The organism is Corynebacterium flavescens (genome assembly GCF_008693105.1).
GTDB lineage: Bacteria > Actinomycetota > Actinomycetes > Mycobacteriales > Mycobacteriaceae > Corynebacterium > Corynebacterium flavescens.
On sequence record NZ_VXKK01000027.1, the window covers coordinates 1 to 20,894 of the forward strand.

Consider the following 20,894-nt stretch of genomic DNA (forward strand, 5'->3'; position numbering starts at 1 on the left):
AAGACCAGCCCTCTACGACAACGCTATCCCAAACGAATACAACCACAACCTAGGAATCCGCAAAGGCTGGCCCGGCACCTAACCCCGACACGCCCGCAGACACACTTTTTGCTCCTTAGCCCCGAAACTAGGTCGTTGAGGGGATTGACGGAAAAACCCGGCTAACTCAAAAGAGATAACCGGGTGTGTGGTGCCCCTGGTGAGACTCGAACTCACACTGAATGGGTTTTGAATCCATTGCCTCTGCCAATTGGGCTACAGGGGCGCGACTTGGACTGCAAAGGCCTAAAAGAAGACCTCAAATCAAGTCGGTGTCGTAGCGGTGCCGCGACTGGAATGAAGTTTAGCGCAACAATTGTTGCGCTTCCTAATTGGGGTCACATGCGGGCATGTTTCTCCCTGTGGGAAGCAGTTTCCTCGCTCGGCGGAGTGGGCGGTCTAACGCGGCATGGGGGAGTTACCTAAGATGGCTTAAGTGACTTCTACTCAGCCTCGCCTTCTCCTTATTGACGGACACTCCATGGCTTTCCGCGCCTTTTATGCCTTGCCTGCGGAAAACTTCTCGACCTCAGGTGGGCAATATACCAACGCGGTCTATGGCTTCCTTTCCATGCTGGCCAATATCGTGGCAGAGGTAAAGCCAGACTCCATCGCCGTGGCATTCGATGTGGGAAGAAAGACTTTCCGCACTGAGATGTTCCCGGAGTACAAGGCGCAGCGTGAGGCGGCGCCGGAGGAGTTCAAGGGCCAGGTGGACGTGATCCGGGAGATCCTTGAGACCCTGGGCATTACAACCTTGTCCCGGGAGAACTTCGAGGCTGATGACATCGTGGCAACGCTTGCCACCGAGGCGGATGCATACGATACCTATATCGTCACCGGCGACCGGGATTACCTTCAGCTGGTCAACGATTCCACGACTGTTCTCTACCCCATGCGCGGGGTCTCCACTCTGCACCGTTTCACGCCGCAGGCAGTGGAGGAAAAGTACGGACTTAGTCCCGCGCAGTATCCGGACTTCGCCGCGCTGCGCGGAGACCCTTCAGATAACCTTCCCTCCGTTCCCAAGGTGGGGGAGAAAACCGCCACCAAGTGGATCCTCGAGTACGGGAGCCTCGATGGTCTCGTCGAGCACGCGGAGGACATCAAGGGCGTCGCCGGTCAAAACTTCCGGGATCGCATAGAGCAGGTGAAGATGAATCGCAAGCTCACACAGATGATTACAGATATGGACCTGGAGGCGGGCCCGGACGATCTCGCTTTCAAGGGCGCGCGTGTGAGCGAGGTATCCGCGGAGTTTGACAGGTTGGAGTTCGGCGGGAATCTGCGCGAGCGCATCCTCAATGCCATTCCCCACGACGGGGATACGGAGCCGCAGCCTGCGGTGTTGTCCTCGGAGATCACCGTAGTGGATGAGCCTTTGGCGCAATGGCTGCCTGGCCGTGCCAACGTGGCGGTATTCGTACAGGGTGACGGCCGGCCCGCGCGGGGGGATGCCTCCGCACTCGCGCTTGTCGACGGCGGTTTTAGAGGGATCCAGTTAGAGCTCGGCGAGCTTTCCGCAGAGGATGACAAGGTCCTGGCGCAGTGGCTGGAATCTGACGCGCCGAAGTACTTCCACGGGGCAAAGTCGGCCTTCCACATGCTTGCTGGTCGCGGTGTGCACCTGCGCGGCATCGCACACGATACCGCCATCGCCGCCTACCTGCTGCGTCCCGGCCAGCGCACCTACGCCCTGGCAGATGTCTATCAGCGCCACCTGCAGAAGACTCTGCCGACTGCCGGTAATCAGCTCTCCTTGCTTGATGAGACTGGGCTGTTAGAGCAGGCTGCGGCGATCATGGAGCTTGCGGGAGCGCTAACGCAGGAGCTGCAGGAGATAGATTCCTTCGAGCTCTACACCGATCTGGAGCTTCCCCTAGTCTCCATCCTTGCGCGCATGGAGGCCACGGGTATCGCCGTTGACGTTGAGATTTTGGAGACTCAGCGGGATGCCTTCATCGAGCAGGTCGCCGAGCAAGAAGCAGCAGCCCGCGAGCTTGCCGGCGATGACTCGCTCAACCTGAATTCGCCGAAGCAGCTGCAAACGGTGCTCTTCGAAACCTTGGACTTGCCCAAGACTAAGAAGACAAAGACGGGATATTCTACGGCCGCTAAGGAGATAGAGCAGCTCGCCGCCGAGCACCCGCATCCTTTCTTGGACCACCTACTGGCTCATCGCGAGTTTCAGAAGATGAAGACCACGCTGGAGGGTCTTATTAAAACGGTGCAGCCGGACGGGCGCATCCACACCACCTTTAATCAGACGGTGGCGTCCACCGGACGTCTATCCTCTACCGATCCGAACCTGCAGAACATTCCCGTGCGCACGGCGGCTGGACGCCAGATCCGCTCTGCTTTCGTGGTGGGCAAGGGCTTTGAAACTCTGCTCACCGCCGACTATTCGCAGATCGAGATGCGCGTCATGGCCCATCTCTCGAAGGATCCAGGGCTCATTGAGGCCTATCGGGAGGGAGAGGATCTTCACAACTACGTCGGATCGAAGGTTTTTGACGTCCCGGTCACGGAGGTCACCCCGGAACTACGCCGCCGTGTTAAGGCCATGTCCTATGGGTTAGTCTATGGGCTTTCAGCCTTTGGGCTTTCGCAGCAGCTTGGCATCCCGGCTCGCGAGGCCAAACAGATCATGGAAAACTACTTCGAGCGCTTCGGTGGGGTGAAGAAGTACCTCGATGAGGTTGTGGTTCAGGCCCGAAAGGACGGATATACCTCGACCGTATTTGGGCGCCGCCGTTATCTACCCGAGCTCAACTCAGACAACCGAGTGGCGCGAGAGAACGCTGAGCGGGCCGCGCTTAATGCGCCCATTCAGGGCACAGCCGCCGATATCATCAAGATTGCCATGATTCGGGTGGACAAGGCTCTCGCAGGGATGAAGTCCCGCGTCTTGCTGCAGGTGCACGATGAACTGGTGGTGGAAGTCTCCCCAGGTGAGCGCGAGGAAGTCAAGGCAATTCTCGAGCGCGAGATGGACTCGGCCATCACCCTCGACGTCCCCCTCGAGGTTTCGACGGGCATGGGAGACAACTGGGATGCCGCCGCGCACTAGGCGGTCCAGTGTTATTCTTCCTTCAGTTCGGGCGGCAGCTTTTCTAGTACGAGGTCTCCGGCGGCCATATCGAAGGGGTGCCTTCCAACCAAGAGCGTGGATACCCCCAGGATGGCGACGATGACGGGTTCCACGAAGCGAAGCCCAGTCACCGAGATGAGGGTGAGGAGCACCCAGCTGTTGCGAATAGCGGCTGGGCGCCAACCGTGGGGCCCAATGATCTCCAGGCGCAGGGACCATTTGCCGAGTGTGGTGTGCTTCGTTGCCTCGAAGCCCACGCGATAGATGTAGAAAACGAGCGCGAAGGAGACGATATCGTAGATCGTACCGCTTCGGCCGTTAAGCTCCACGCCTGCTAGGTGTAGCAACCAACGTAAAACTACGATGACGGCGGCCGCCAAGAAGGCATCTATCCACCAGGCCACGGCGCGGCGCAGGCTCAGCTTGAATCTCTCCCAGAACATGGAACTCACCTTAACCTTTTGACGTGAGTGAACTCGAAACGACGTTATTTCATGTTGGTACAGGAGAAGATGATGGTGCCGGGAAAGATGCCCCCGCGCAGCGGTGACCATTGGCCCCATTCGGTGCTCAGCTCCGGGGGCCATTCCGGCTCGATAACGTCCTCGATGAGGAAAGAACCTCGCATCTGTAGCGCGCGGAACCAGTCACCGAGGGTGCGATGGAACTCGGCGTAGGTTAGCTCCCCTGCGTCGTCATGCTCGAGATATGAACGCTCGAAGTAGCTCACCGAGGCGGTGAGCTCGCCGGGATCATCAGGAAAGATCCACCGCATGGGGTGGTTGACCGAGAATACAAACCTTCCACCTGGCCGCGTCACCCGGGAAATCTCGGCCAGAGCGTGGTCTATGTCTTGGACGAAGGGCAGGGCTCCAAAGGCGGAGAATGCAATATCGAAGGAGTTGCTGGCGAGGGGAATATTGAGCACATCGGCCTGCACGAGGGGGAGATCAGGGCTTTGCTTCCGCGTTGCGGCATGGCCGAGCATGGACCGAGAGATATCGAATCCCAGTGCCAAAGCTGAGCGACCGTGTAGCCAGCGAGTGCAGGCGGCTGAGCCGCATCCCACCTCAAGGATGCGTTTGCCTGTGGTATCACCGAGCAGATGCGCATCCTTCTCGTGCAGCATCTCCGGACACCAATAGAAGTCAGCGAGGTAGTCTGGGTGGCTCAAGTGATAGGAGGCGGAGTCCGCGTCCCAGAAGCGCTCGTTGGCCTGTGATGGGGTGGGCATGAGAATTAACCTACCTCTCTCAATGGGGCTCCAAAGACGCAGGGGAATATTTGCCCTTTAAGCTGGGTTAATGTAGTGTAATGCAAGCGTGTCTGTGCTTCGGTCGGTACTAGGCTTTTGTAGGAGAGTCTTTATCGCGCACGGGGCGGGATCGAGTTCCCGCGGTTCTGGCGGCCTTTTTGTGCCCGTGAACTGGGAATGATCGAGAGACGCGTAACTGTCCACATACGATCTCCTACATCACATTCGGAGCATTTTTTCATATGCCAACTTCTAACACCCCTCAGGTTGCGATCAACGATATCGGAACCGCAGAGGACTTCCTCGCAGCCGTTGACGCCACCATCAAGTACTTCAACGATGGTGACATCGTCGAGGGCACCGTGGTCAAGGTTGACCACGACGAGGTTTTGCTCGACATCGGTTACAAGACCGAAGGCGTCATCCCGTCTCGCGAGCTTTCCATCAAGCATGACGTCGACCCGGATGAGGTCGTCGAGGTCGGCGATCAGATCGACGCACTTGTCCTCACCAAGGAGGACAAGGAAGGTCGCCTGATCCTGTCGAAGAAGCGCGCTCAGTACGAGCGTGCCTGGGGCGCCATCGAGGAGCTGCAGGCCAAGGACGAGCCCGTTACCGGTACCGTCATCGAGGTCGTCAAGGGTGGTCTTATCCTGGACATCGGCCTGCGTGGATTCCTGCCTGCTTCCCTCGTTGAGATGCGTCGTGTCCGCGACCTGGAGCCGTACATCGGCCAGGAGCTGGAAGCAAAGATCATCGAGCTCGACAAGCAGCGCAACAACGTTGTTCTTTCCCGCCGTGCCTTCCTCGAGCAGACCCAGTCTGAGGTTCGCTCCGAGTTCCTGCACCAGCTGCAGAAGGGCCAGGTCCGCAAGGGCGTCGTGTCCTCCATCGTCAACTTCGGTGCCTTCGTGGACCTCGGCGGCGTCGACGGCTTGGTTCACGTTTCCGAGCTGTCCTGGAAGCACATCGATCACCCCTCTGAGGTTGTCACCGTCGGTGACGAGGTCACCGTTGAGGTGCTCGACGTCGATCTCGACCGCGAGCGCGTTTCGCTGTCGCTGAAGGCCACCCAGGAAGATCCGTGGCGCGTATTCGCCCGCACCCACGCTGTGGGCCAGATCGTCCCGGGCAAGGTCACCAAGCTCGTTCCTTTCGGCGCCTTCGTTCGCGTCGAAGAGGGCATCGAGGGTCTCGTCCACATCTCCGAGCTGGCTCAGCGCCACGTCGAGGTTCCGGATCAGGTTGTTTCCGTTGGCCAGGAAGTTATGGTCAAGGTCATCGACATCGATCTCGAGCGTCGCCGCATCTCGCTGTCCGTCAAGCAGGCTGATGAGGATTACTCGGATGAGTTCGATCCTTCCAAGTACGGCATGGCTGACTCCTACGATGAGCAGGGCAACTACGTCTTCCCCGAGGGCTTCGACGCAGAGACCAACGAGTGGCTCGAGGGCTTCGACGAGCAGCGTCAGGCTTGGGAGGCTCGCTACGCCGAGTCCGAGCGTCGCTTCAACCTGCACACCGCTCAGATCGAGCGCAACCGTGCCGCAGCAGCTGAGGCTGCTGAGGCCGCAGAGTCCTCCAAGTACTCCTCCGAGTCCTCCGATGCTGCTCCGGCATCCGAGGCCCCGGCTGAGGTTGGCGGCTCCCTGGCTTCTGACGAGCAGCTCGCCGCATTGCGTGACAAGCTCGCCGGCAACTAGGAATCACCATGCGTCATAGATAGGCAGTCCCTGCCTATTTAGCGCAGTGTGCTTTATTGCCCCCTGTGGGTGCTCTCCTCTACTTGGGAAGGTACCTACAGGGGGTATTTTGTTGTTTTCTCCTTCTGCTTGTTTAGAGGCAATTTATTATTCTCGAGTGTGCGATGACGTACTCTGTGGGGCATGAGATTGATAGGCCTTACTGGAGGTATTGGCAGCGGGAAATCCACCGTGGCTGCACTCTTGGCACAGCACGGATGGCAGGTGGTGGACGCGGATGCCATCGCGCGCGAGATCGTGAAGCCGGGGCAGCCGGCCCTAGCCAGGCTGGTGGAGGCTTTCGGCGAGGATATTCTCGCCGAAGATGGAACGTTGCGGCGTTCCTTGCTGGCACAGCGGGCCTTTGCTGACGCGGAGCACACGCAGGTGCTGAACTCCATCACTCATCCGGCAATCGAGGAAGAAACACAGTGGCGCTTCGCGGCCGCTCGCGCAGCGGGCGAGCCCTACGTTGTCTACGATATGCCCCTGTTGGTGGACAAGGGTCTGCACACCGGTATGGATGCCGTCATCGTTGTCGACGTAGATAAGGACACCCGCATTGCGCGTCTGGTGGATTCACGCGGTTTGGATGAGGCCGATGCTAGGGCGCGGATAGCAGCCCAGGTGTCGGACGAGGTGCGTCTTGGCGCCGCAGACTACGTGATCGATAACAACGGGACCTTAAGCCAGCTTGCACCGCAGGTCGCCGAGGTAGCAGGCGCCATCGAAAAGCGCTGGGCCTAAACCCATAGAAGGACTTGCCGCGCTCACCCCCTGATGTCGCGATAGTACAAAAAGTTCTAGACTGGCGGCTATGGCTTTTGCAGCTGAACACCCCATCTTGCCCCAGTCCGAGCACCGTCCTGTGGGCGCCATCGAGCGCAGCACCGCGGAGTTTAAGGTCGAGTCCGACTATCAACCGGCCGGTGACCAGCCGCAGGCAATCGCTGAGCTGGATGAGCGTTTGAATCGCGGGGAGTCGGACGTGGTTCTCATGGGTGCCACGGGTACCGGTAAGTCGGCCACGGCCGCCTGGCTGATTGAAAAACAGCAGCGACCGACTCTGGTGATGGCCCCCAACAAGACCTTGGCTGCCCAGCTGGCAAACGAGTTGCGCCAGCTGCTGCCGCACAACGCCGTCGAGTACTTCGTCTCTTATTACGACTACTACCAGCCTGAGGCCTATATCGCGCAGACGGATACTTACATCGAGAAAGACTCTTCCATCAACGAAGACGTCGAGCGGCTGCGTCACTCCGCAACATCTTCGTTGCTCTCACGGCGCGACGTGGTGGTTGTTTCTTCCGTTTCGTGCATCTATGGCCTGGGTACCCCACAGTCCTACCTCGACCGCTCTGTCGTGTTGGAGGAGGGCGAGGAGATAGACCGCGATCGTTTCCTGCGGCTTCTGGTGGATATCCAATATGAACGCAATGACGTGGGCTTCACTCGCGGTACCTTCCGCGTGAAGGGGGACACCGTAGACATCATTCCCGCCTATGAGGAGCGGGCGGTGCGCATCGAGTTCTTCGGTGACGAGGTGGATGAGCTCTATTACATCCATCCCTTAACCGGGGATGTCCTTGAGCGCGTCAGCGAAGTGCGGATCTTCCCGGCCACGCACTACGTGGCTGGCCCAGAGAGGATGGAAAAGGCGGTCGCTGACATTAAGGCGGAGCTGGCTGAGCGCCTGAGCGATCTGGAAAACCGTGGCAAGCTGCTGGAGGCCCAGCGCCTGCGCATGCGTACCGAGTACGATCTCGAGATGATAGAACAGGTCGGCTTCTGCTCCGGCATTGAGAATTACTCGCGGCACATTGATGGGCGCCCGGCTGGGTCCGCGCCGGCCACGCTGCTGGATTATTTCCCAGAGGACTTCCTCACCATCATCGACGAGTCTCACGTCACGGTCCCGCAGATTGGCGGCATGTTCGAGGGAGATATGTCCCGTAAGCGTAACCTCGTCGAGTTTGGCTTCCGGCTCCCCTCGGCGGTGGATAACCGGCCGCTGACCTTCGACGAGTTCGAGGAAAGGGTGGGACAGACGGTTTATATGTCCGCCACCCCGGGTGATTTCGAGCTCAATGCTTCGGGCGGAGAGTTTGTTGAGCAGGTCATCCGTCCGACGGGTCTGGTGGATCCGAAGGTGACCGTCAAACCCACCAAGGGCCAGATAGATGATTTGATCGGTGAGGTAAAAGAGCGCGTCGCCAAGCATGAGCGCACACTCGTGACCACACTGACAAAGCGCATGGCAGAGGATTTAACAGACTATCTGCTTGAGCATGGCATCAAGGTGCGTTACCTGCATTCGGATATCGACACTCTGCAGCGCGTGGAGCTGTTGCGGCAGCTGCGGCTAGGAGAGTTCGATGTCCTCGTCGGTATCAACCTCTTGCGCGAGGGTCTAGACCTGCCGGAAGTCTCCCTCGTGACCATCCTCGATGCAGACAAGGAGGGATTCTTGAGATCGACGAAGTCCCTCATCCAGACCATTGGACGTGCTGCCCGTAACGTCTCCGGCGAGGTCATCATGTACGCCGATAAGATTACGGACTCGATGGAACAGGCCATCGACGAGACGGAGAGGCGCCGCGAGAAGCAGATCTCCTATAACAAGGAACATGGCATCGACCCACAGCCACTACGGAAGAAGATCGCCGATATCCTAGATCAAGTACAGGAAAACAGCTCCGAGGAGGCTGCCCCTGGGGATCCGGCTGCGTTGCTCGACCGCCCGGACGTGTCCACGATGGCGGCGGATGAGGTACAGGCGCTTATCGACGACCTCACGGCCCAGATGGGTGAGGCCGCCCGCGATCTCAAGTTCGAACTAGCCGGGCGTCTGCGCGATGAGGTCATGGATCTGAAGAAGGAATTGCGCGGTCTACGGGAGGCAGGGATTTAGCCTGGCGCGGTCTCGGCTCGGAAGGGCGGTCTTGCCTATAATGGTGAAAGTCCCACCCCCTCAAGGGGATGCGCAGTGAAGAAGAAACCCGAGTAACAGGCAAGCGTGGCCACCACCTCGTTGTGGTGGAATAAGTGGCTAGCTGGTGAGGAGAAGAATGCTTAACTATAGCGTCATTGCCGTCGGTACAGACGGTTCAGAGACCTCGATGAAGGCAGTCCAGGCTGCGGCCTCGCTGGCTCGCGTCTACGGGGCTAAGCTGCTTATCGTTTCGGCTTTCTACGATCACGCCGGCTCCTTGTTAGGTGCCCCGAACTCCCAGGGGGCCCGCCTGCCTGTTGTTAGCGAGGAAATGGCGGAGTCCTACTTGGATAAGGCTGCCGCGGTGGCCAAGGAAGAAGGCGCGGAGAGCATCGAGATCATCAGCAAGTCCGGCGACCCCGTCCACGCTTTGCTTGAGGTGGCAAAGGCCCACGATGTCGACCTCCTCGTGGTGGGCAATAAGGGTCTTAATTCCATGCATGGGCGAGTATTTGGTTCTGTTCCCACAGAACTAACACATAAATCTAAAGTGGATGTGGTGGTAGTCAACACTTCGCAGGCCCGCTGAGCCTGGGAGGTTGTTAGACTAGTACCTGCGACAGTTTTAGCTTCAACTCTATTCTGGGTATAAGCCCTACAGAAAGGTCATCATGAGCGATTACAATAAGATCGTTGTCGGTACCGACGGATCGAAGTCCTCCCTTTTGGCGGTCGAGCACGCCGCGAAGATTGCGGCCGCCTTCGATGCCACCTTGATCATTGGTTGTGCCTACTACGAGAATCAGGAGCAGGCTTCGAAGACCTTGCGCCAGGATTCCGTGACGATCTTGGGTGATGATAAGGCAGAGGCCAACCTCGAGGCCGGCAGGGCACATGCGGAGAAGTTCGGTGTCTCCAAGATTGAGACCACCGTGCGCCCCGGAACCCCCGTCCAGGCTCTCATGTCCATCGTCAATGACTACGATGCAGACCTGCTCGTAGTTGGTAACCGCGGAATCAACTCCCTTACCGGACGCCTCCTTGGCTCAGTTCCGGCCGATGTTGCCCGTCAGTCTGACTGTGACGTCATGATCGTTCACACCGTGAACTAAACGCGTAGCGCGCCTTCTGTATTAGCGGCGGCCTTTTCCGGCAGTATTGTTTGGGTATTCTCCCTCTATACGTGACCGAAAGGCCGCCGCTAATTCTGATCCATCGGCGCCTTGAATGAGAGGTATGTCGAAGTAGCGCTCTGGACCGACATGCGCCAGTGGGGTGGGGGAGCCGTGTGAGAGAATCTGTTCTTGCGCGCTCAGGTTGCGAATGGCCACGCACAGCACACGATCCGGATGCTCCGTGGCAGCATCGGCATAGGTCAGGGGATCATGCTGGCCGTCATCGCCGATGAGAATCCAACGAGTATTTGGGTAGCTAATAAAGAGATTACGCAGCTGCACCCGCTTATGCTCTTGGCCGTTGCGAAAGAGCCCGGTGGGAGTAGGACCCCAGTCCGTGAGGAGCATGGGGCCGAGGGGAAAACCGTGGTGGCGCAGAAAGCGCACCAAGGCATCGTAGGTATTCCATGCGCCGGTGGACAAATAGAAGAACGGCGCCTCGGGATAGGTACGGCGTAAGTGTGCATAAAAAACTGCCATCTCCCGCACGGGCTGGCGAGTATCGGTCTTTTTCACCCACGAGTTCCACGCCGCAGTCAGCGCGCGCGGAAGCCACGTTACCAACACCGTGTCATCAACATCGCTGACTATTCCCACCGGCGTCGCCGGATCGACGATAAGAACCTGCGTTTCTATCGGCTGGGCGCCACGGACCTCTATCCGGGCCTTGTGCCATCCTGACTCCAGGCCGTGGTGGCGGGCCATAATGTCGATGTATCCATTGGCATCGGTGCGACCCCGCACAGTGCAGGCGCCGACGGTGACCTCTACTGGTAAGTTCGGCACCTGAATGGTGAGAAACTGCCTGTAACCGCGCTGCGCCCAGCCAGTGTCTTTGCCTTCTTCGGAATCATCGTGCGGATTGTGCATGAGCACGCGCGCCAGCACGTGCACGGACTCGCTATTGCCATAGCCCATGTAGCCCAGGACCTGCGGCACCCATCCCCGCCGTGCACTGCGGCGCAGGACTGTGGTGTTGAATGCTTTCTCTGCCTTGCGCGCTATGTCTGCGATACCCATGCGCCCAGACTACGTCAGCCCAACGCGGCTCGAAGAAAGCCGGGGAGTGCACCTATTAGAGTTAGGGTCTGGGTAGCGCGGGTAAGAGCAACGTAGAGATTCTGCAATCCCTGGGGAGATGCGGCGACGATCTGTTCCGGATCTATCACCACGACATGGTCGAACTCGAGGCCCTTGATCTCCTCCACATTTTCGCTGGTGACGACTGCGCGCAAGCGGCCATCGGCGGTGTGCGTCGTTCCCGGAGTGAGGTCGAAGTCATCCGCTTGCGCCTGCGCATGACTGAGCCGGGTGACCGCTTCGCCATCACGGATGGCGGCTGCCGCCTCGGCTTCAGGATTGATTTCCTTCAGCACAGCCTCGGCAAGCTGGGCTATCGGACGCGGCGTGCGGTAGTTTACGCTGAGGTGATGGTGGCGGAAGCGCTGGCCAACGAAAGGCTCCAAGCTTTGAGCCCAGTCATCCACCCCCGCAGGCGAGCCAGTCTGCGCGGGATCGCCCACCAAGGTCATCCACCGAGATGGACTACGCCGGAAGAGCATGCGCCACTCCATGGGCGTGAGCTCCTGGGCCTCATCGACGATGACGTGGCCGTAGGCCCATGTGTGGTCCGCACGGGCGCGCTGCGCCGTGCTCCGCCTATCGCCGACCTCTTGACGGCGGGCGAGGGTTTCGGCGTCGATCACATCGTGCGCGGAGAGGATCTCGGCCTCGAACATGTCATCATCGTTGTCGGTTGAGTCTGATGAGGCGAGGATGTCGAGGGCGTTTTCGGCTTCCGCGATTTGCTCGCGCCAGGAAGCCTTCTCCGAGGCGGCTACGGAATCGGGGTCGGGCATACCAATGATCTCCGCCAGCTCGTCGAGCAGTGCGGCATCGGAGTCGCTCCACGCTTCTCCGACATCGCGATACAGGCCCTGCTGAGTCTCATCATCATAGTCCTGCGCTGCCACAGCTATGCGCTCTCGCGAGCCCAGCAACTCCGCCAACACTTCCTGGGGGTCGAGCTCCGGCCACCAGCTATCTATGGCTGCGCGCACCGAGGCATCCTCCGCGAGGTCGTCGTGGAGCTGGTCGACGTCGGCCCGGGATAAGAGGTTGCTTCCCCCAAGAGGATCGGCGCCAATTTTGTCCGCGAGAGCCTGCGCGAGCGATTCCACTAGGTGCTCGGAGAAAACAAGCCTGGCGTCGTTGTGCGGCCTGCGCGAGCGCCGTGCACGAGTCCGAGCAGCCTTGACCATATTGGGGGTCACGGTGAGCTCGAGCTGCTCGATGCTCAGCGTCAGTTCGGTGCCGGGGAGTACCTGGTAGGCACGAACAGCGTTGCGCAGGATATCCACCATTGCCTCAGAGCCCTTGATTTCACGTGCATCGATGGTTTCTGTGGAGGTGGGAGTCACGCCAGGGAAGAGGTTTCCCAAGGTGGAAAGCACGACTCCAGTCTCACCGAGTTCGGGCAGGACGCGGGAGATGTAGTCCAAGAAGGTCGAGTTGGGACCTAGGATGAGTACACCGGCCGTGGAGAGATAATCACGGTGGGTATAGAGCAAGTAAGCCACGCGGTGGAGGGCGACGGCAGTCTTGCCGGTTCCCGGCCCACCCTCGACGACCATGACGCCACGGTTGTTGTCACGGATGATTTCGTCTTGTTCGCGTTGAATGGTCTCCACGATGGAGCCCATGTGCCCTGTGCGGGCCTGTTGCATGGCGTGATGTAGCGCAGACTCGCTGGCGACGCCCGCGCGCTCAATCCCAGTGGCGGCCCCTGAGAGAACCTCGTCGTTGACGTCTGTGACCGTGCGACCGTGGGTACGCAGGTGACGCCGGACGACGACGCCTTCCGGATGGGCAGTCGTGGCAAGGTAGAAAGGCCGAGCCATCGGTGCGCGCCAGTCCAAAAGCAGGGTGCGGTAGTTATCCTCACGCGCGTCAAGGCCCATGCGGCCGATGTAGCGGCGGTCAAGACCATCAGGAGTGGGATTATCTCCCGGTGCATCGATGTCGATGCGGCCGAAGACCAAGCCCAACTGTGCGAGGTTTAAGCGGTCAAGTTTGGCCTGGAGCCCGTGATACTCCGTCTCGCGGCGCACCAGTGCATCAGCATCTGGAGTGCTCGGGTCTACCTCTGCCTGTACGGCATCAAGGCGCTCGTGTGCGGTGGCGACCTCCTCATCGAGGCGAAGAAAAAGGCCATCGACGTAGGCTTGTTCTGCGGCGATTTCGTTTCGTGGGTCTGCGCCGATTACTGGTGTGGCCTCAGGAGCAGTCTCATCTTTGGTAGGGCTCATTAGTCTCCTTAAGTACTTTTGGGGCGGAGAGCTTGCCAGCTGGCAGCCTTAAAGGATCGGGAAAAGAACAACGGCCCAGCATACTAGCTGGGCCGTTGAAAGGTGAATAAGCGCGTGTGCGCAGTGTTTTCTAGAGGCTCACTTAGAGGAAGCTTCTCGAGCGTTAATTAAAAGCGGTCTCCATACTTCTTATAGGCCTTGTCAATCTTCTTCGCGGCCTGCTTTTGTAGCTTCTTAGCGTGCTTGGAAGCTTTCTTCGCGGCGCGCTTGCCGTCGATGGACTCTACAGATTCGAGCGCGGAAGCGGCACGGTCTTGGGCCTTGGCCGCAGCCTTGACTGCGCCCTTGCGGGCCACTGCGGCGTTGTCCTGCGCCTTCTCTAGCCATTCATCCTTGTTGTTGTCGAAGTACTCAACGGCGTCTTCGACGTAGGACTTAGCGGTATCGATGAGGCTGCGGCCGGTTTCTTGCCAATCATCCTTGTTGTCATCGACATAGGCCTCAGCCTTCGCGGTGGTATCTCCCAGCCAATCGCTGGCCTTAGAGGAGAACTCGCTGGCACGGTCGGAGACATTATCCGCAAGCTTCTGGGACTCCGACTTGGTGGGCAGCGCCTGCGCGATCTTGGCGTTGGTCTTTTCACCGGCCTTGCGGGCGCGCCAGGCAAGCGAAGGCTTACCGCCACGATCCTGGGTGGCGATGAACAGGGCGCCGAGCAAAGCGGTGTTGGTAAGGAAGCCGTTACGCCGGTTGGCCTTCTCCTCTGCGGAGCCGTCTGCCCAGAAGGCGTTGCGTCCGAGGAGAGAGGGTAGGCTGCTCAGCGCCAGTACGGCTGCTGAGATGCGCGGAGCCTTACCAAGAGCGAGGAGGCTTCCGGCACCAACCTTGGCGCCACCGAGTGCACGGGTGACGATCTCAGGATCGTTAGGGACGTAGCTCGCGTACTGGGAGGGAACCACGGAGCGAACTTGGGAGAGTGCAGTCTCCGTTTCCTCGACATGCTCACTGGCATTGCGGAGCGTGTCCACTCCGTCATAGACGAATACCGATGCCAACATCGGACGGGCAATCTTGCGGATCATAAGTGCTCCTTAGAAGTGGAAGTAATTCGCAACACACCAGTATACGCATCTTGGAATAGCGTGCGGGCGTATCGCGGAATGCCGGCTGGAGGGTTTACCAGCGCCTGTCCCACCACTGCCCGAGCTTGGGCCTTTCCTGACCAAGGGTGGTCGAGGCGCCGTGTCCGGGCCACACCACTGCCGAGTCCGGATAAACATCGAAGATGCGTTCCGTCACGTCTTTGTAGAGGCGGACGAAGTCTCCTTCTGAAGATGTCTTGCCCAGGCCTCCGGGGAAGAGGCTATCTCCCACAAATAGGTTGTCCACCTCATCAATGACGGCGGTGAGGGCCACACCTCCTGGAGTGTGGCCGCGCAGGATTGTCACCGGAAGGGTGTGCTCGCCGAACTCGATGGTGTCCCCATGGTGCAATTCGACGTCGACGGGCGAGGGAAGCGCCGGGGCGTCAAGGAAGGAAGCATAGTGGCGTGCCCCCGTTGCCGCGAGAACCTCGGGCAGGGCGCGCACGTGGTCCCAATGGCGATGCGTCGTGACCACCTTGGTGATGGGCACACCGACTTCTTCGGCGAGCGCAAGAATGGCTGGGGCGTCAGCTGCGGCGTCGACAAGCAGGCCTTCGGAACCATCGCTGAGGAGATAGCAGTTATTGTCCATCTCGGAGACGGAAATGTGGTGCAAGGAAAGTGCGTTGGTCATGTGTCTAAGCCTACGGGTACATTCGTAGCGAGACATTTTCTTAATCGTTGGAGGCACAAACAGTGGCAGACCGTCTGGTCGTACGCGGAGCGCGTGAGCACAACCTCAAGGGCGTGGACGTAGACCTACCCCGCGATAAAATGGTCGTGTTTACAGGGCTATCGGGTTCAGGGAAATCATCGCTGGCCTTTGACACGATCTTCGCCGAGGGACAGCGCCGCTATGTGGAGTCCTTGAGCTCCTATGCCCGCATGTTCTTGGGGCAGATGGACAAGCCCGACGTCGAGTTCATCGACGGACTCTCCCCAGCGGTGTCCATCGACCAAAAGTCCACCAACCACAATCCTCGTTCCACCGTCGGAACCATCACGGAGATCTATGACTATCTCCGCTTGTTGTTCTCGCGTGCAGGAACACCCCATTGCCCGGTGTGTGATGCGGTTATCGAGCGCCAGACCCCGCAACAGATTGTGGACACGGTCTTGAGCCAGGCTGAGAAGCTCAAGTTCCAGGTTCTCGCCCCGGTGGTGCGCAAGCGCAAGGGTGAGTTCGTGGACCTCTTTTCCGACCTATCCGCGCAGGGCTATTCCCGCGTGCGGGTGGACGGTGAGATGTATCAACTCGCGGAGCCGCCGAAGCTCAAGAAGCAGGTTAAGCACAACATCGATGTGATCGTCGACCGCCTGCAGGTAAAAGCCTCACAGAAGCAGCGCCTGACGGATTCAGTTGAGACCGCGCTGCGCCTGGCAGATGGGCTAGTGACCATTGACTTCGTGGATAATCCGGAGCTGACTCATACTTACTCGGAGAAGGCGGCCTGCCCCAATGGGCACGCTCTGGCGATTGAGGAGTACGAGCCCCGCGCCTTCTCCTTCAACTCGCCCTTCGGCTCCTGCCCGGCCTGTGACGGGCTGGGCACGCGCCTCGAGGTAGACGTAGAGCTATTGATCCCGGATCCGGATGCGCCGGCCGTGGATGCCATCCAGCCCTGGCACTCGAGCCCGAACTCGCGTTACTTTGTCAAGCTCGTCGAGGGCCTGGCATCAACGTTGGGCTTCGATGCGCATGCGCCTGTCAGCGAGCTCAATGAGGAACAGCGCCATGCCCTCATTTATGGAACGGATACTGAAGTACAGGTTCGTTATAAGAATCGCTACGGCAGGCAGCGCAACTGGACTGCTCCTTTCGAGGGAGCAGTGGGCTTTTTGGAGCGCAAGATTGAGACCGCAGACTCAGATTCGCAGAAAGACCGCCTGCTGCAATACATGCGGCGCGTGCCCTGCCCAACCTGCGGGGGAACGCGGCTCAAGCCGGAGATTCTAGCGGTCCGCCTCGCGTCTTCCTCGCATGGGGAGCAATCCATCGCCGGCCTGTGTGCCCTTTCCATCGATGAAGCCGCGGCGTTCCTGCAGACCCTGCAGCTAGGCCACCGCGAGGAGATCATCGCTGGCGCGGTGCTCAAGGAGGTGCAGGCCCGCCTGCGTTTCTTGCTTGATGTGGGGCTGAGCTATCTCACGTTGAACCGTGGTGCCTCCACGCTGTCCGGCGGCGAGGCCCAGCGCATCCGCCTCGCTACCCAGATTGGTTCCGGGCTGGCTGGGGTGCTCTACGTATTGGACGAGCCCTCCATCGGCCTACACCAGCGCGATAACCAGCGCCTTATCACTACGCTGCAGAAGCTGCGTGATATTGGCAATACCCTCATTGTGGTCGAGCATGATGAGGAAACTATCCGCCAGGCCGATTGGCTGGTGGATGTTGGCCCGCGCGCGGGGGAGTACGGCGGGGAAATTGTCTACCAAGGTCCTCCCAAGGGCGTGGAAGATGTCCCTGAATCCCTGACTGGGCAGTATCTATCGGGGCGCAAGTCCCTCGGCGTTCCGGACAAGCGGCGCAAGATTGACAAGGCGCGCGTCCTCAAAGTCGTAGGCGCGCGTGAGAACAACCTGCACAATATTGACGTGGAGATTCCGCTGGGTGTCCTCGTGTGTGTCACAGGCGTCTCTGGTTCCGGTAAGTCCACCGTGGTCAATCAGATCTTGGCTAAGACTTTGGCTAACAAGCTCAATCGGGCGCGTCAGGTTCCGGGCAGAGCTAAGCGGGTCGAAGGAATCGAGCACCTGGACAAGCTTGTCCAGGTGGATCAGAGTCCCATCGGCCGCACTCCGCGTTCCAACCCGGCCACTTATACAGGTGTGTTTGACAAGATCCGTAACCTCTTCGCCGAGACTCAGGAGGCGAAGGTCCGCGGCTACAAGCCCGGAAGGTTCTCCTTCAACGTCAAGGGCGGTCGTTGCGAGGCCTGTCACGGAGATGGAACGATCAAGATTGAGATGAACTTCCTTCCTGACGTCTACGTCCCCTGCGAGGTCTGCCACGGTGCACGCTATAACCGGGAGACCCTGGAGGTCTTGTACAAGGGGAAGAACATCGCCGAGGTTCTAGAGATGCCCATCTCCGAGGCGGCCGATTTCTTCGAGCCCATCACCTCCATCCACCGCTACCTGGCCACGCTGGTCGAGGTGGGCCTGGGATATGTCCGTCTAGGGCAGGCCGCAACCACGCTGTCCGGCGGTGAGGCGCAACGCGTAAAACTCGCGGCGGAGCTACAAAAACGCACCAATGGGCGTACGGTCTACATCCTGGATGAGCCGACCACCGGCCTGCACTTTGAGGACATCCGCAAGCTGATGCTCGTCATCCAGGGCCTAGTGGACAAGGGCAACTCCGTCATCGTGATCGAGCACAACCTCGACGTCATCAAGGCTGCGGACTGGATAGTAGATATGGGGCCTGAGGGTGGTTCTGGCGGCGGAACGGTCGTGGCCAAGGGCACTCCCGAGGATGTCGCAGCCGTTGCCGGTTCTTATACTGGCCAGTTCCTCAAAGAACTGCTCTAGGCGGAAAATGCACGAAGGGTTTATGCAGAAAAGGCCACCAACGTCGAACTGGGAGCGCCACGGCCGTTTGGCCCCGGGCCTGGTGCTTGCAGGCGCGCTTGCTGCGGGTTGTGGGGACTCCGCCAACGATGACGTCAAGGACTCGGCAAGTTCTGCCGGGGACCTGGGGGCGGCGTCGGAAAGCAGCGAATCCCGCACGGATCTTGCTGGCCAACTCGGCGCTTTGGTATCGGAACTTGAGGAGGATTTCCCCGGGGAAGTAGGAATCGCGGTGAGCGGGGCTTCTCAAACATCTTCCGCAGGAGTAGCCGGCGAGGGGCCGGCCTGGTCAACCATCAAGGTCCCGATAGCTATCGCGGCCTTGCGGGATGGGGCATCGCCGGAACTAGTAAATCTGGCCATCGAGCAATCTGATAACGACGCAGCTTATGCACTGTGGTCCCAAGTCAAGTGGAGTGAAGATAATGCCACGGCTGCCATCGACGAGGTTTTGGCGGAGGGGGATTCGCGCGTCCAGTGGCAATCGCCCGACGATTATGGGGACGTCTCCTTTGGTTATGCCACGTGGCCGCTGCGGGAACAAGCTCCTTTTGCCGCGCACCTGCGCTGCATCGCCGGTTCCCATAATGTCTATGACGCGATGTCGAACCTCGTGGACTGGCAGTCCTATGGGCTCGCGGAGCTGCAAGGGACCCATGTCAAAGGCGGATGGGACTTGGACGAAGACACTGGTATTTATACCCAACGACAGATCGGGAGCCTTGAGTTGGGGGAGGGAAGTATTGGTGTTGCCATCGTGACTACTCAGAATGAAAACGGTAGTGAAGATGGTGAAGAAGATAGCGGAGGCGTTGGTATAGAGGGCACCAGCGAGGAAGCGTCTTATGGGCGCGCGGTAGAAGTCTTGAACAAGGCCGCGGCGCGGATACCCGCCCTTGTTGATTCGGCCGTAGCGGCAGGCGAGCTTGATCCAGTGGAATCGTGCTAGATGAGTGGATCATCCAGAGCGTGATTTGGAACGTCAATGCAAAGCTGCTACTGTAGTCCTCACTACCGCCCGTAGCGCCTTCTTCAGGAGGTTGCGGGACACAAGCGGAGTTTCTCCCACCTGATGCCGCCTTAGCTGGCTAAAGGTAAAAGGTCACTAGTTAGTACTAGTTTCTTTTGTGAGAGCTCCCGGCTGCTGATGCAGACCGGGATTTTCTTCGTGCGTGGTCTCGGTAGGCGAACTATTAACCCATAATCGAGGAGAACCACAATCAGCGCTGAAGCTCGCATTAATGAGCGCATCCGAGTACCCGAGGTCCGTCTTGTAGGCCCGGGTGGTGAACAGGTGGGCATCGTTCGTACCGATGACGCCCGCAAGCTTGCTTATGAAGCAGATCTAGATCTGGTCGAGGTTGCACCGAACGCCAAGCCGCCGGTGGCCAAAATCATGGACTTTGGAAAGTTCAAGTACGAGCAGGCCCAGAAGGCCCGCGAGTCCCGTAAGAACCAGCAACAGACTGTGGTGAAGGAACAGAAGTTCCGTCCGAAGATTGATGATCATGATTATGAGACCAAGAAGGGCAACGTAGTTCGCTTCCTGGAGAAAGGTTCCAAGGTTAAGGTCACCATCATGTTCCGCGGCCGCGAGCAATCTCGGCCGGAACTGGGCTTCCGCCTGTTGGAGCGTCTGGCCAACGATGTTGCTGAGTACGGCAACGTTGAGGCTCGCCCCAAGCAGGATGGCCGCAACATGACCATGGTTTTGGGACCAGTCCGCAAGGGCAAGAAGTAGACCAAGTTCCACTTTAGTATTTTAAGGACTTAAATCTCATGAAGCAGAAGACCCACAAGGGCACCGCTAAGCGGATCAAGGTAACCGGTTCCGGCAAGCTTCGCCGCGAGCAGGCCGGCCGCCGCCACCTGCTGGAAGGCAAGCCCTCCAAGCAGACCCGTCGTCTCAAGGGCACTACCGATGTTGCTCCTGCTGACACCAAGCGCGTCAAGCGCCTCCTCGGTCGCGCCTAGTAGCGCCGCGCCGTATTCACATCTCCATACCCCGTATCTAGTTTTAAGGAAGTATTACTGTGGCACGTGTCAAGCGCTCAGTTAACGCAAAGAAGAAGCGCCGCGCGATTTTGAAGTCCGCTAAGGGCTACCGCGGACAGCGTTCCCGCCTCTACCGTAAGGCCAAGGAACAGTGGCTGCACTCCATGACTTACGCTTACCGCGATCGTCGCGCCCGTAAGTCGGAGTTCCGTAAGCTGTGGATCCAGCGCATCAACGCCGCTGCTCGCATGAATGACATCACCTACAACCGCCTCATCCACGGCCTGCGCCTGGCCGAGATCGAGGTTGACCGTAAGATGCTCGCTGAGCTGGCCGTCAATGACTTCGAGACCTTCTCCGCCCTCTGTGAGGCCGCGAAGGCTGCACTGCCTACTGACGTTAACGCTCCGGCAGCTGCCTAGTCTCACTTACTCGCAACGAGTAAGCCATACCCCGCTTCGGCGGGGTTTCGGCGTTTTTGGGGGGTTCGGTTTTGGGGTTTGTGGCTCTTCCGAGGGCTAAGGAGCAGGAAGTGTGTCTGGATTTTGCTCTTTGCACTGGTAAGTATGTATAAATGCCGGTTTTATATTCCCTGACGGAATATAAACGCCCGAAAGCCGGCCAATACCGCGTTTTAGG

17 protein-coding genes and 1 tRNA gene are annotated in these 20,894 nt (G+C 59.1%); 11 read left to right on the forward strand and 7 right to left on the reverse strand.

The window, feature by feature from the left end:
- Nucleotides 1-188: 188 nt before the first annotated feature.
- Nucleotides 189-265 (reverse strand) — tRNA-Leu (locus tag F4V60_RS05705).
- Between the two features lie 255 nt (nt 266-520).
- Between F4V60_RS05705 and polA the strand changes: the two genes are divergently transcribed.
- Nucleotides 521-3,109, forward strand: a complete 2,589-nt coding sequence (gene polA / locus F4V60_RS05710; RefSeq protein ID WP_232316010.1) for a DNA polymerase I — start codon at nt 521-523, stop codon at nt 3,107-3,109.
- 11 nt (nt 3,110-3,120) lie between these two features.
- On the opposite strand, the gene F4V60_RS05715 is transcribed toward polA, so the two are convergent.
- The gene (locus F4V60_RS05715) at nt 3,121-3,573 is read right to left on the reverse strand and encodes an RDD family protein (RefSeq protein WP_075729727.1); all 453 of its coding nucleotides are present in this window, start codon (nt 3,571-3,573) and stop codon (nt 3,121-3,123) included.
- A 44-nt stretch (nt 3,574-3,617) separates the two neighbouring features.
- Nucleotides 3,618-4,364 carry a class I SAM-dependent methyltransferase gene (locus tag F4V60_RS05720; protein WP_075729728.1) on the reverse strand — a complete coding sequence of 249 codons (747 nt, stop codon included), beginning with the start codon at nt 4,362-4,364 and terminating at the stop codon, nt 3,618-3,620.
- 263 nt (nt 4,365-4,627) lie between these two features.
- On the opposite strand from F4V60_RS05720, the gene rpsA reads away from it, so the two are divergent.
- The 5 genes from rpsA to F4V60_RS05745 all read left to right on the forward strand — a co-directional run bounded on the left by rpsA (nt 4,628) and on the right by F4V60_RS05745 (nt 10,171).
- The gene (gene rpsA / locus F4V60_RS05725) at nt 4,628-6,088 is read left to right on the forward strand and encodes a 30S ribosomal protein S1 (protein ID WP_075729729.1); all 1,461 of its coding nucleotides are present in this window, start codon (nt 4,628-4,630) and stop codon (nt 6,086-6,088) included.
- A 183-nt stretch (nt 6,089-6,271) separates the two neighbouring features.
- The gene (coaE, locus tag F4V60_RS05730) at nt 6,272-6,874 is read left to right on the forward strand and encodes a dephospho-CoA kinase (protein ID WP_075729730.1); all 603 of its coding nucleotides are present in this window, start codon (nt 6,272-6,274) and stop codon (nt 6,872-6,874) included.
- A gap of 70 nt (nt 6,875-6,944) precedes the next feature.
- Complete coding sequence (gene uvrB, locus F4V60_RS05735; protein WP_075729731.1) at nt 6,945-9,038, forward strand: excinuclease ABC subunit UvrB; 2,094 nt, start codon at nt 6,945-6,947, stop codon at nt 9,036-9,038.
- Between the two features lie 157 nt (nt 9,039-9,195).
- The gene (locus F4V60_RS05740; protein ID WP_075729732.1) at nt 9,196-9,648 is read left to right on the forward strand and encodes a universal stress protein; all 453 of its coding nucleotides are present in this window, start codon (nt 9,196-9,198) and stop codon (nt 9,646-9,648) included.
- Between the two features lie 82 nt (nt 9,649-9,730).
- Entirely contained in the window at nt 9,731-10,171 is a 441-nt protein-coding gene (locus tag F4V60_RS05745) for a universal stress protein (RefSeq protein ID WP_075729733.1), read from the forward strand.
- A gap of 21 nt (nt 10,172-10,192) precedes the next feature.
- On the opposite strand, the gene F4V60_RS05750 is transcribed toward F4V60_RS05745, so the two are convergent.
- The 4 genes from F4V60_RS05750 to F4V60_RS05765 form a co-directional block, all read right to left on the reverse strand.
- Entirely contained in the window at nt 10,193-11,254 is a 1,062-nt protein-coding gene (locus F4V60_RS05750) for an App1 family protein phosphatidate phosphatase (RefSeq protein WP_075729734.1), read from the reverse strand.
- Between the two features lie 14 nt (nt 11,255-11,268).
- On the reverse strand, nt 11,269-13,542 hold the full coding sequence (locus tag F4V60_RS05755) for a HelD family protein (protein WP_075729735.1): 2,274 nt from the start codon (nt 13,540-13,542) through the stop codon (nt 11,269-11,271).
- Nucleotides 13,543-13,709: 167 nt separating this feature from the next.
- Nucleotides 13,710-14,624 carry a DoxX family protein gene (locus F4V60_RS05760; protein ID WP_075729736.1) on the reverse strand — a complete coding sequence of 305 codons (915 nt, stop codon included), beginning with the start codon at nt 14,622-14,624 and terminating at the stop codon, nt 13,710-13,712.
- A gap of 94 nt (nt 14,625-14,718) precedes the next feature.
- Entirely contained in the window at nt 14,719-15,321 is a 603-nt protein-coding gene (locus F4V60_RS05765) for an MBL fold metallo-hydrolase (RefSeq protein WP_075729737.1), read from the reverse strand.
- Nucleotides 15,322-15,383: 62 nt separating this feature from the next.
- Between F4V60_RS05765 and uvrA the strand changes: the two genes are divergently transcribed.
- The 5 genes from uvrA (at nt 15,384) to rplT (ending at nt 20,677) form a co-directional block, all read left to right on the forward strand.
- Complete coding sequence (gene uvrA / locus F4V60_RS05770) at nt 15,384-18,221, forward strand: excinuclease ABC subunit UvrA (RefSeq protein ID WP_075729738.1); 2,838 nt, start codon at nt 15,384-15,386, stop codon at nt 18,219-18,221.
- Nucleotides 18,222-18,228: 7 nt separating this feature from the next.
- A complete protein-coding gene (locus tag F4V60_RS05775) occupies nt 18,229-19,209 on the forward strand; it encodes a serine hydrolase (protein ID WP_150387360.1) in 981 nt (326 codons plus the stop codon).
- A gap of 270 nt (nt 19,210-19,479) precedes the next feature.
- Entirely contained in the window at nt 19,480-20,001 is a 522-nt protein-coding gene (infC, locus tag F4V60_RS05780; RefSeq protein ID WP_075729740.1) for a translation initiation factor IF-3, read from the forward strand.
- A gap of 38 nt (nt 20,002-20,039) precedes the next feature.
- Nucleotides 20,040-20,234 carry a 50S ribosomal protein L35 gene (gene rpmI, locus F4V60_RS05785; RefSeq protein ID WP_075729741.1) on the forward strand — a complete coding sequence of 65 codons (195 nt, stop codon included), beginning with the start codon at nt 20,040-20,042 and terminating at the stop codon, nt 20,232-20,234.
- Between the two features lie 59 nt (nt 20,235-20,293).
- Nucleotides 20,294-20,677, forward strand: a complete 384-nt coding sequence (gene rplT / locus F4V60_RS05790; RefSeq protein ID WP_075729742.1) for a 50S ribosomal protein L20 — start codon at nt 20,294-20,296, stop codon at nt 20,675-20,677.
- Nucleotides 20,678-20,894: the final 217 nt, after the last annotated feature.

Excerpts from the sequence above, each read along its gene's own strand:
- polA (WP_232316010.1), top strand. The coding sequence starts at position 521 with ATGGCTTTCCGCGCCTTTTATGCCTTGCCTGCGGAAAACTTCTCGACC.
- F4V60_RS05715 (WP_075729727.1), bottom strand. The coding sequence starts at position 3,573 with ATGTTCTGGGAGAGATTCAAGCTGAGCCTGCGCCGCGCCGTGGCCTGG.
- F4V60_RS05720 (WP_075729728.1), bottom strand. The coding sequence starts at position 4,364 with ATGCCCACCCCATCACAGGCCAACGAGCGCTTCTGGGACGCGGACTCC.
- rpsA (WP_075729729.1), top strand. The coding sequence starts at position 4,628 with ATGCCAACTTCTAACACCCCTCAGGTTGCGATCAACGATATCGGAACC.
- coaE (WP_075729730.1), top strand. The coding sequence starts at position 6,272 with ATGAGATTGATAGGCCTTACTGGAGGTATTGGCAGCGGGAAATCCACC.
- uvrB (WP_075729731.1), top strand. The coding sequence starts at position 6,945 with ATGGCTTTTGCAGCTGAACACCCCATCTTGCCCCAGTCCGAGCACCGT.
- F4V60_RS05740 (WP_075729732.1), top strand. The coding sequence starts at position 9,196 with ATGCTTAACTATAGCGTCATTGCCGTCGGTACAGACGGTTCAGAGACC.
- F4V60_RS05745 (WP_075729733.1), top strand. The coding sequence starts at position 9,731 with ATGAGCGATTACAATAAGATCGTTGTCGGTACCGACGGATCGAAGTCC.
- F4V60_RS05750 (WP_075729734.1), bottom strand. The coding sequence starts at position 11,254 with ATGGGTATCGCAGACATAGCGCGCAAGGCAGAGAAAGCATTCAACACC.
- F4V60_RS05755 (WP_075729735.1), bottom strand. The coding sequence starts at position 13,542 with ATGAGCCCTACCAAAGATGAGACTGCTCCTGAGGCCACACCAGTAATC.
- F4V60_RS05760 (WP_075729736.1), bottom strand. The coding sequence starts at position 14,624 with ATGATCCGCAAGATTGCCCGTCCGATGTTGGCATCGGTATTCGTCTAT.
- F4V60_RS05765 (WP_075729737.1), bottom strand. The coding sequence starts at position 15,321 with ATGACCAACGCACTTTCCTTGCACCACATTTCCGTCTCCGAGATGGAC.
- F4V60_RS05775 (WP_150387360.1), top strand. The coding sequence starts at position 18,229 with ATGCACGAAGGGTTTATGCAGAAAAGGCCACCAACGTCGAACTGGGAG.
- rpmI (WP_075729741.1), top strand. The coding sequence starts at position 20,040 with ATGAAGCAGAAGACCCACAAGGGCACCGCTAAGCGGATCAAGGTAACC.